This window comes from Megasphaera sp. UPII 135-E, from assembly GCF_000221545.1.
In the GTDB taxonomy this organism is placed as follows: Bacteria; Bacillota; Negativicutes; order Veillonellales; family Megasphaeraceae; genus Megasphaera; species Megasphaera hutchinsoni.
Genome location: NZ_AFUG01000049.1, coordinates 86676 through 96537, shown reverse-complemented (window position 1 = coordinate 96537; position 9862 = coordinate 86676). Strand labels below are relative to the sequence as shown.

General features: G+C 37.5%; 6 protein-coding genes, 6 tRNA genes and 2 pseudogenes. 7 read left to right on the top strand and 7 right to left on the bottom strand.

What is annotated here, in order from left to right:
* Nucleotides 1–30 precede the first annotated feature (30 nt).
* The 6 genes and pseudogenes from HMPREF1040_RS07620 to HMPREF1040_RS08420 form a co-directional block, all read right to left on the bottom strand.
* Nucleotides 31–918 carry a radical SAM protein gene (locus HMPREF1040_RS07620; protein WP_007393353.1) on the bottom strand — a complete coding sequence of 296 codons (888 nt, stop codon included), beginning with the start codon at nucleotides 916–918 and terminating at the stop codon, nucleotides 31–33.
* Between the two features lie 206 nt (nucleotides 919–1124).
* Nucleotides 1125–2018: a DMT family transporter gene (locus tag HMPREF1040_RS07615; RefSeq protein ID WP_007393320.1), complete on the bottom strand. Its 894-nt coding sequence runs from the start codon at nucleotides 2016–2018 to the stop codon at nucleotides 1125–1127.
* A 149-nt stretch (nucleotides 2019–2167) separates the two neighbouring features.
* Nucleotides 2168–2899, bottom strand: coding sequence for a uracil-DNA glycosylase (locus HMPREF1040_RS07610; protein WP_007393359.1), 732 nt, complete (start codon nucleotides 2897–2899; stop codon nucleotides 2168–2170).
* A gap of 92 nt (nucleotides 2900–2991) precedes the next feature.
* Complete coding sequence (locus HMPREF1040_RS07605) at nucleotides 2992–4515, bottom strand: glycosyltransferase family 39 protein (RefSeq protein WP_007393348.1); 1524 nt, start codon at nucleotides 4513–4515, stop codon at nucleotides 2992–2994.
* Between the two features lie 10 nt (nucleotides 4516–4525).
* A pseudogene (locus tag HMPREF1040_RS07600) lies at nucleotides 4526–6031 on the bottom strand (ArnT family glycosyltransferase); the annotation flags it as partial.
* Nucleotides 6032–6130: 99 nt separating this feature from the next.
* A pseudogene (locus HMPREF1040_RS08420) lies at nucleotides 6131–6661 on the bottom strand (DedA family protein); the annotation flags it as partial.
* 388 nt (nucleotides 6662–7049) lie between these two features.
* Here HMPREF1040_RS08420 and HMPREF1040_RS07595 point away from each other — a divergent pair.
* From HMPREF1040_RS07595 to HMPREF1040_RS07565, 7 genes are all read left to right on the top strand, one after another.
* Entirely contained in the window at nucleotides 7050–7757 is a 708-nt protein-coding gene (locus HMPREF1040_RS07595) for an MgtC/SapB family protein (protein ID WP_007393325.1), read from the top strand.
* Nucleotides 7758–7890: 133 nt separating this feature from the next.
* A tRNA-Gly gene (locus HMPREF1040_RS07590) sits at nucleotides 7891–7965 on the top strand.
* A gap of 5 nt (nucleotides 7966–7970) precedes the next feature.
* Nucleotides 7971–8046, top strand: a tRNA-Asn gene (locus tag HMPREF1040_RS07585).
* Between the two features lie 3 nt (nucleotides 8047–8049).
* A tRNA-Gln gene (locus tag HMPREF1040_RS07580) sits at nucleotides 8050–8123 on the top strand.
* An 8-nt stretch (nucleotides 8124–8131) separates the two neighbouring features.
* A tRNA-Lys gene (locus HMPREF1040_RS07575) sits at nucleotides 8132–8207 on the top strand.
* A 7-nt stretch (nucleotides 8208–8214) separates the two neighbouring features.
* Nucleotides 8215–8290, top strand: a tRNA-Glu gene (locus HMPREF1040_RS07570).
* Between the two features lie 5 nt (nucleotides 8291–8295).
* Nucleotides 8296–8371: transfer RNA gene (locus tag HMPREF1040_RS07565), tRNA-Val, on the top strand.
* Nucleotides 8372–8466: 95 nt separating this feature from the next.
* Here HMPREF1040_RS07565 and HMPREF1040_RS07560 read toward each other — a convergent pair.
* Nucleotides 8467–9861 (bottom strand): VWA-like domain-containing protein, encoded by a 1395-nt coding sequence (locus HMPREF1040_RS07560; protein ID WP_007393351.1) that lies wholly within the window; start codon nucleotides 9859–9861, stop codon nucleotides 8467–8469.
* Between the last annotated feature and the right edge of the window lies 1 nt (nucleotide 9862).

Genomic DNA, 9862 nt, shown 5'->3' with positions numbered 1-9862 from the left:
AACGCGTTATATATATAACGCGTTTTTTTATTAGAAATTACCATTATCATTCAACAGGGGATGAACATCATCGGCTTGTGGAATAAAGGATTCTAAGTCAAGAAGCATATTTTCTTTATCTTTGGGTAATGTCCCCTTGACGGGAAATAAGTTAGACACATGGTTACTGCGGAAAATACAGACATTTTGCACATCGATATTATGGATAATAAGCTCTAATTCCTCTAAAAAGCCACGCGCTGTTAGAGGAGTAAAGGTTCCCGCCATAGTTTCTTTATACAGGGGAGAACCGTAGGGAATGATAAGGGATAAAGCACTTAACATGGTGGGTTGAATGGCTGAAATGACAGCAGCTGTATGTAGGGCATGTTCGCGACTGCGTTCTTGTCCTCCTAAGCCTAATAAAATCATGGTGGATAGTTTCATTCCTGCTTGTAATGCTTTTTGTCCAGCTGAGATAGTGCGTTCTGCTGTAGTTCCTTTATGGACATGGCGTAACACTGTATCATCACCACTTTCTATGCCCATATATAGAATATCCAATCCAGCTTCTTTTAAAGCACGCAATTCTTCAAGGGATTTTCTATTTAGGTCATTTGGTGTTGCATAAGCACCTATGCGAGTTACATTGGGAAAAGAATCATGGCATTTTTTTAAAATATGGAGTAAATTTTCTGTAGGTAGTACTAAGGCATCGCCATCTGCCAAAAAGATGCGGCGGATAAAAGGCATGGCAAGTGCACCGCGTTCTATAATACCATCTATTTCTTCTAAAGAACGAATGCGATACGTAGATTCTTTATACATAGAACAAAAGGTACACTGATTATGCGAACAGCCGATAGTTACACGTAAAATGAAACTACGGGCTTCACTGGGGGGCCTAAAGACAAGGCCACCTGCATCATCAATGATCATAAAAAGACCTCCTTTATACTAGTAACTTTAAAGTATATATGCTATTATACACGGTTTTTATAATTTGTGTTACTAACTTTTTGTTATACGTACTATGCTAAAATATGCATAGCTAATATTCCTGATTACGATAATCAATAACAATAAAACCACCACTTTATTATAGTGAAATAAAGTGGTGGTTTTATTATGGTGGTATCTCGTCATTATTCTGATTTTAACATGACGATGAAGACAGTAGAAATAATGAATAGATAACCTAATAATTCGATATAACCAAAGGTGGTTTGAAGCCAAAAAGCAGAAATGATAGAGGCTACTAGTGGTTCGAGTGTACCAATTAAGGTGCCTTTTAATGGACCGATATCACAGACGCCTTGGATAAAAAAGGAAAAAGAAATGACCGTTCCGACAAAGATAATGAAAGCTACGGCTAGCCAACCTGTTATGTCTAATAAGGGAAAGGTGTTCCATAATTTGAGACTAAAGGTAAGCAAAGAGCCACCAAAAATCATCGCAAGGGCATTTACGGACATAGCACCCCACTGGGCAGATAAGCCTTGTGATAGGGTTGGGTAAATAACTGCTCCGACAGCCGCTGCAATGCCCCAAAAAAGACCTTTAGGAGAGATGATCATAGCATGGGGCGTACCATTGGTAGAGGCGAGATAAACACCAACGACAGCTAAAAATATGGCTAATAATTCTCGATTGGGGGGACGTTTGCGAAAGCGAATAGCCAGATAAATCGAAAGGAGTACTACACAAAGCGTTTGTAGGATTGTTGCCGTGCCAGCATTGGAAAATTTTATACAGGAAAGATAGGCGTACTGACACAGAATTAATCCGAAGATTGTCATGATGATAATTTTACGAATACTGATGATGTCGTGAAGCATCATATTTATTTGAGTATGTTTTTTGGGCAAGTTTAAAAAGAGTAATAAAAAGCCAGTGCAAAGCATACGAATGGCAGAAAGCCAAGCCGGATCTACCGTATAATGCATGAAAAGAAATTGGCTCATCGCACCGTTCATTCCCCATGTAACAGCACCGATGACACAACAGATAATTCCTCGCTTAAAATGATTTTGTGTCATAGTAAACCTCCCTTGGCAACGACATAAGGATATAAGACTGTTAGAACACCCCGTATTTTTATATGGATAGGGTATTTTTTTAGTATACCGCACACTAGAAGGGAAAGCAATGTATTATTACAGGTCTATATACGCTCGAAGATAGAAATTCAGCAAGTTTTGGTTAGGGAATAAGTGTCTGTACAATGAGGGGGTGCGGTTATCCAGGAAGCAAATTGTTGGCGAAATAAAGTTGCACCACCATTGGCAGGATGGCGCATGGTAACGCAATTAATTTTGGCGTTAGCTAAGGTCATCGCTGCTTTTTTTCCAATTGCACCAATATGCGGGGGACGTTGAAATAAAGTAAGCAATTTTTGAGTAAATATAAGGCCTTGTTGTAACTCTTTGTCTGTAGGAGTGCGATTGGAAAAAAGATTTTTTTTATGAGGATGAAAGGGGAAGATATTCCAAAGCACAACGTTAAAGGGCGATAGCTTATGTGTGAGGAGGGCGTTCCACACATATGTGTCTGTGGGTTCATTCATACCTTTATCTCGTTGCATTTGGTTAGTGATATAAGGGCAATCTATGCGGCTAGTTCGTTGAGGTGAGATTGATAAAATGTGAACAGGTTTAATTTGTGGATGATAGTGTAAAAGCATGCGTTCACAAGTAAGGGGGATGCCTGAAAAATGACATCCTTGGTACCCAGCGGCTTCTGCAATGAGAAGATAGGATGCATGAGGCAAGCGTAGCTCTAAATAGTTTTGTAATTGTCGTTGTCTTATTGTAACGGCAGTGCAGTTAATATCCGAGATGGGATCATAATCTCGCCAAGGGTTAAAGGTGCCCACTTGATGATAGAGCGATAAGTCTTGTATGAAGGATGTAATATTCATGATATTCTCCTAATTTGTTACATATATAGAATAATTATGTATCGTTTTTTTTAGGTAAACATGCGGATAAAGCGTTGATTGTTGAAAATCTTTTAGGTTTTTTTATGGACAATACATACTATTTTTTCACCTTGTTGGATGCGAGATAGCACATGTAATTCTTTTTCTTTAGGATAGAGATATTTTTTATTCCAAACCGCATGGACCGAGGAAGTGGGAGGGTTGTCCGTCGTGATTAAGGTACTTATTTCGTCAGTATAATACACAAAGGAAGTCTGATAGTTATGGTAAAAATAGACACGATGGCGTGGTATTAAATCAGATATGGATTGGAGGGTATTGGTGGAGCGATATGTGTAGTAGGGAGCTAATACTTGAAAGGTCAGGGTGATATAGGTACATAGCATCAAGAGTGTGATTAATGTAGGAATAGCAGGATACGCTTTTTTATAATGAGCTATGCAGAGGATAAATATAGCTGCTAATAAAAAAAGTGCGAATGGGAGTAAGGATGGTAGGGTGAAATCCTTTGGTGTATAGATAACACTCACGATAGCTAATATCAGCCAATATATGATAGGTGGAAGGATGAGGAGATAGCTTATTTTTTTCCCACCGGTTGACAGCCATGAGTATATTGTAGAGGCACCGTAATATAATAAAGGCATTATGGCAATATAGGAATAGGTTGGATATTTGGTGGCCATACAAGAATAAAATAGGATAGTTCCGATCCACCAAATAGACATGAAGATAAACTCATCGTCTTTTTTTCGTTGCTTAAACCAACCATATAAGGATATACCCGTCCAAGGAAGAAGTGTTAAGGGTAATAATAGTAGATAATAGTACCATACATTGATTTCGGGATGCTCTGATACGGTAGCACGTGTAATATTATTTAATAAAAAAAAGCCATCGATAAAATTATGACTGTGTAATACATACATCGGTGCATACCAAGATAAAACGCAAACTAAAAATAGGGCGATTCCTTGCCATGGAAATAAACGTTTAAAATAAGTTATATTTTTCCGCATTAGGCAAAATAAAAATAAAAATAAACCAGGTAATAGAAAACCGACAGGTCCTTTGGTTAAGACAGCACCAGCCGACATAATGTATGCTACGATTATATATTTCTTTTTATTTTCTGTAAGGCCTATATAGGCAAAGAGCAACGTGGCGGTAGTAAAGAAAAATAAAGGTTGGTCTGTTACGACGGAGTGTCCGATAGCCCAAAATTCTAAGGATGTCGCTAACATCGCCGCCATTATTAATGCATGTAGCCAATGCTGGGAACGATATAGTATATACCATGTTACCAAGATAATGGTGGCGGTACTGAAGAGGGCACTCGGAAAGCGTGCGGCAAAATCGGTTATGCCGAAAAGAGCATAAGAGATATACAGTAGCCAATAGATAAAAATGGGTTTATCATACCAATAAATTCCATAAATTTGAGGCGAAATAAAATTATGATGTGATAACATTTCTTTTGCTGTTAATGCATAATTAGATTCTACTGGATCGGTAATAGGTAATACCCAGTTGCCTATGCTAAAAAAGCATAGGCAAAAAAGGGCTAATAAAATAAATCGATAGCGAATATTCATTATAATCTCCTTAGTGATTAGTTAATAAAATTTGTGTTTCTGTTTCCATTACGACAGAGAGTGGTGCAAAAAGTTTTTTGTTATGAGTATAGGTGGTTTTTCGCATAATCACATAGATGGAGTTGGTTGTTGTTTTGATTTTTGCAAGGTCTAACTCTTGTGGTGATACCCAACTTTTTCCATAATAGCCACTATAAAAAGCTATGCCTGGGCGTAGAAATTTTTCAATGTAGAGTGTATCCGTTGGCGATAGACGTTGTTTTATGCTAGTTGCCATTTTTGTAGACGTTAAGGTCGGTGAAATTTGTGGTAAAAATACAGCGGAAGAAAGGAGCGATATAACAAGCATACCTAAGGGAATGATTGCATAGGCTGCTTGTATTTTTTTGGTGTGCCACCATAAGGAAGCTGGGATTATACAAAGCATACATAATGAAATGGAAAGGGTATAGACGAAAGGTCTATATATGACATCACTTCCATGTAGGGGGATTGCATATAAGCCCAGACAAAGGAGTCCTAGCACATAGGAAGAAAAGATAGTAATTAACGATCTTTTTTTCTCTTCATAACAGCGATATAAAAACCAGCCTATAAGAAATGCTGTGGGTGGAAACATGGGTGCGATATAAGAAATTAATTGGGTCTTGGATAAGGAGAAAAAGACAAAGATAAAGGTACTCCAAATGAAACAAAACCATAACGCATCGGTATAGGTATCTTTTTTACGAAAGAAACGAATAAGTGCGGGAACATATGCGGTTATCCATGGAATTAAGGATAGTATTAGCACGGGAATGAAGAAAAAAATACTATTTCGGCCTGGATGTTCAGGTGCGGTAAAACGAATGATATTGTGATACCCAATAAAGGTTTGAATAAATTCCGTACCATGCACTTGATACATGAGAATATACCAAGGTAAACCGACAATGAAAGCACATAGAATTCCTTGAGGAATTTTTAAGGTAGATAATAAATTCCATTTGCGACGAATAATAATATAACATAGCATAATAAGTGCAGGAAAGGCATAGCCAATGGGGCCTTTTGCGAGTAAAGCTAAACCACAGAAAATATAGCCACGATAATATTTTTTGGTATAAAAGGAAAGCAGAGCTATTGTTAAGGTAAAAATAAGCGTCATATCGGTAATGGCGGCTTTGCCTATGTACCAAAAGCCGAATGAACTAGTCAAGATAAGGGCACTAATATAGGCAATAGAAGAATTAAACATTGATTTTCCATAGTGATAAACCGCTTGTATGGTTATGATAGCAAGAATCGCAGAAGGAAGGCGTGATGCATAATCGGAAATACCAAAAAGTTGATAGGAAATCATTTCCAACCAGTAAAATAAGGGCGGTTTATCATACCAGACATGTCCAAAGATGCGAGGTGATAGCCAGTCATGAGCAACCAACATTTCTCTTGCTGTTTCGCCATAGACCGGTTCGTCCGGATCGGTTAAGGGAAAAGCACCTAGGAAAGGAAGTAATAATAAACAACTGAAGATAAGTAGGGATAGTTCATAACGATGGGCATATAAAAATGCTTGAATGTTTTTTTTGCCAATGTGTTTGCATATAAAAAATAAGATAAGGCATAAGGCGATAATACCGATGCCGATAATTAATATATGATTATATTTAATTAAATCTTGCCAGTGAGAACCGAGGATACATCCGGCCCAAACGAGTAATAGCGTCCAAGGAATGGTACCGATGATTGAATAGAGAATAAATTTTATAAAGGGATAACGTGCTACACCCGCAGGGAAAGAAATAAATGTACGTATACCAGGGAGACATCGTCCAATAATAATTGCGATTCCACCATATTTATTGAACAATTGTTCGGCATAATTAAATTTTTTTTCATTGAACAAAATATACTTTCCATATTTGCGTAAAAGCGGACGTCCGCCATAGGTACCTAACCAGTAACTGATAATTGAGCCAAAAATGCCGCCGCAGCAAGCAATAAAAAATGCAGGCCAAAAGGAAAAGACTTGTTGGGAAATCAAAAAGCCCGAAAATCCTAAAATAACTTCACTAGGAATAGGGATATTGGCATTTTCTGCTGCCATTGCCCAAAATAAAGCAATATATCCATATAACTCCATAAGGTGTAATAAGGTATTCAAAATAAGCACTCCTATCTCTTGATATAAAAGCTGTTAATGCATGATTATAATACCATAGTTCATGCACAGAGGGAAAATAAATTTGTTGCATTTGATATATCTTTTTTTTACTATTGAAACAATAGTTAATATGATATAAATATACGGTTGGATGGTGGTTGTATAAAATGTGTATTTTTCTGAATCATGGGGTTCAAGTAAGTAGGAAAAACTACTTATAGTGTAAAAAAGAAATGACAAAAAGAAAACGGATATACGGTATATAAGGGGAGATACTTTTGGCGGAAATAGAAAGGTACAGCATTTCCTATTTCTGATTTACTATACAAGCATAACACATATGGTATAATAACATATACATTATGTGGAGAAGATAGGGGGTAATTAAATGGTTACCACAGAAGAAAGTATTATTCGTTTAATTGTTGCCTTGGTATTAGGTGCATTTATTGGATACGAACGCCAGGCACAGAATAAGTCGGCTGGGTTACGTACGCATACGCTTGTTTGTGTAGGTGCTTGTTTGTGCATGATTGTATCGATTAATGTTGCCATGGGCTATTATTTTGGTTATGGTTATCACAATTCAGATCCAGGACGAATTGCCGCACAGGTTATATCGGGCGTCGGCTTTTTGGGAGCTGGTACGATTGTGGCGAATCAAAAAGCTGGGAATGTCCAGGGATTAACGACTGCGGCTACGGTTTGGGTAGTTGCTGCGATTGGGCTGGTCGTTGGTGCGGGTTATTTGATTACGGCTATTACGGCAACGATATTAATTTTTTTAGTGCTTACGGCTTTTGTGCGGTTAGATACTATTTTGAGTAAACGTTATCGTAAATATTATAAACTTCATATAAAAATGAAAAATACCGTAGGGCAATCTCGTCGCTTATCTTCGTTTTTATCATCTGAAAATATGCAAGTGGAATTTTTCCGCTCCATTTCAGAAGAAGAAGCCCCCATCTCTGAACTTGTTCTTTTTATTTCTTGTCATGGATTTATTAAAGAAAATGAAATTATTACTAAATTACTTGCACTAAAAGGAATTTCGATGGCTGAAATAGAACGGAAAGAACAACTCAAGGATGAATAAGTATAACTTGACTTGACAGGGAAGCATAAAGTTGTTATCATAAACAAGCATTCTAATAGCAATTTTAACTGTTGTTATGATGAGGCAAATGGTTGACATGATTGGATTTATATAGTAATATGAATATCGTCGTGCGGAAGTAGCTCAGTGGTAGAGCACCACCTTGCCAAGGTGGGGGTCGCGAGTTCGAGCCTCGTTTTCCGCTCCATTTATTCCTCAATAGCTCAGTTGGTAGAGCAATCGGCTGTTAACCGATTTGTCGTAGGTTCGAGTCCTACTTGAGGAGCCATACAGGGGTATCGCCAAGCGGTAAGGCAACGGACTCTGACTCCGTCATCGTTGGTTCGAATCCAGCTACCCCTGCCATATTATTTGATCCACTAGCTCAGTTGGCAGAGCACCTGACTTTTAATCAGGGTGTCCCGAGTTCGAATCTCGGGTGGATCACCATTATTTTGGCCCCTTGGTCAAGTGGTCTAAGACACCGCCCTTTCACGGCGGGAACATGGGTTCAAATCCCGTAGGGGTCACCACATATGGGCGATTAGCTCAGCTGGGAGAGCGCCTGCCTTACAAGCAGGATGTCGGCAGTTCGATCCTGTCATCGCCCACCAAAAAAAAGAACTTCTCTTTGTATAATATAAGAGAAGTTCTTTTTTATATCTGTTTAGTTCGGTTTCATTAGAACAAGAAAGCAGATTAGTCTAGTTTATAATAACATTTTTTCTTGATTATTCATGGAATAGCCGCCTCTTTCTACGTTATAAAACATCAGATCGGGATCTTGTTTTTTTTGTGGTGCAAGATGTTTTACTATGCCGTGCGTAGGTGTCACGGATAAAGAAGCTCCCGTCAATACCCAAAGCACTTTATATCTTTGGGGGGTGACGGACAGTGTTTTTTCGCCTTTGCCGTCTGTAAAATAAATTAAAACATCTATATTATGTTGATTGGCATACGAAAAAACGGGAGAAAATAATGTACCTCCACGAGCTTCTGGTCGTTCTTGGACATCTTTTATGGTCTGTAAAGGATAGACACAGCGAATGTTATCATCACATTCAATGATAGTGATTTTATGTTTGAAATTTTTTAATATTTCAATTATTTCTACTAGTGCCTGTTTAAATTCTTCATCACTAATGCTACCGCTAATATCTAATGCAATTAATAAGCGAGCAGTGTGATGACGTAATTTTCCACGCAGATCTAAGCGATGTGGTTGTCTACGATCTAAGCGTGTCGTGGTTTTTTTTCGTTCGGCAGCGATAGAACCGACAAATTTTTTTACATAAAAACTCCAAGGAAGAGAAGAGGCTTCCTGTTCTAATTTATTTAATATATTCGTTAGATACGTGGGTGGATTTCCTTTTAATGCGGCTTTGATATATTTTTCGGTAAATTTTTGTAACGTTGAACTATCTAAGGTATCGGATTCTTCCCAGATATCATGTGTTTTTTCTGGATTAAATTGCAATTGGAGGGGGGCGTTTTCGATATCTCCCTCATATGAAGGCATTTCCGTTTGATTATCTAAGGCGGATTGAATTTTTTCTACATAATATTCAAAGGTTTCAAAAGGTGGCAAAAAAAGTCCTAACTGCGTATTCAACCATTGTAAGGTAATGGCATTAGGGGGAACATGCTTTATATACATATTGGCAATAACATCCATAGCCATATTGATAGCTAATTTGCTATACATATTTTTTACATCTTTGGCACGAATCAAATGGAGGGAAACAATATGGAAAATATCATGTTTAATTGCATCTTTCATCTGATCTTCGGTTAAAGGGAGATATAAAAATGGATTAAAATATAATACATAGGCAGCACTTTTAAAATTTACCGCTGTAGGTGATGCAATGTCAAAACGAAGAGATTTTTTCATTTGAAAAGAAAAGAAGCCAAAAAAGTTATCATCATTTTCCATTAAACCTAAAATCACATGATCGATTAACTTGAAAAAATCTATCGTGAAAGAATTGGGCATGTGAAATGGCGTGGTTTGATGGTTAGGTGAAGCGATATACTCTTCATAATTTTCTTTTAGTTCTTCGTATAAGAGAAATGCTGTTTTCTCGATTGTTGTATGCTGCATG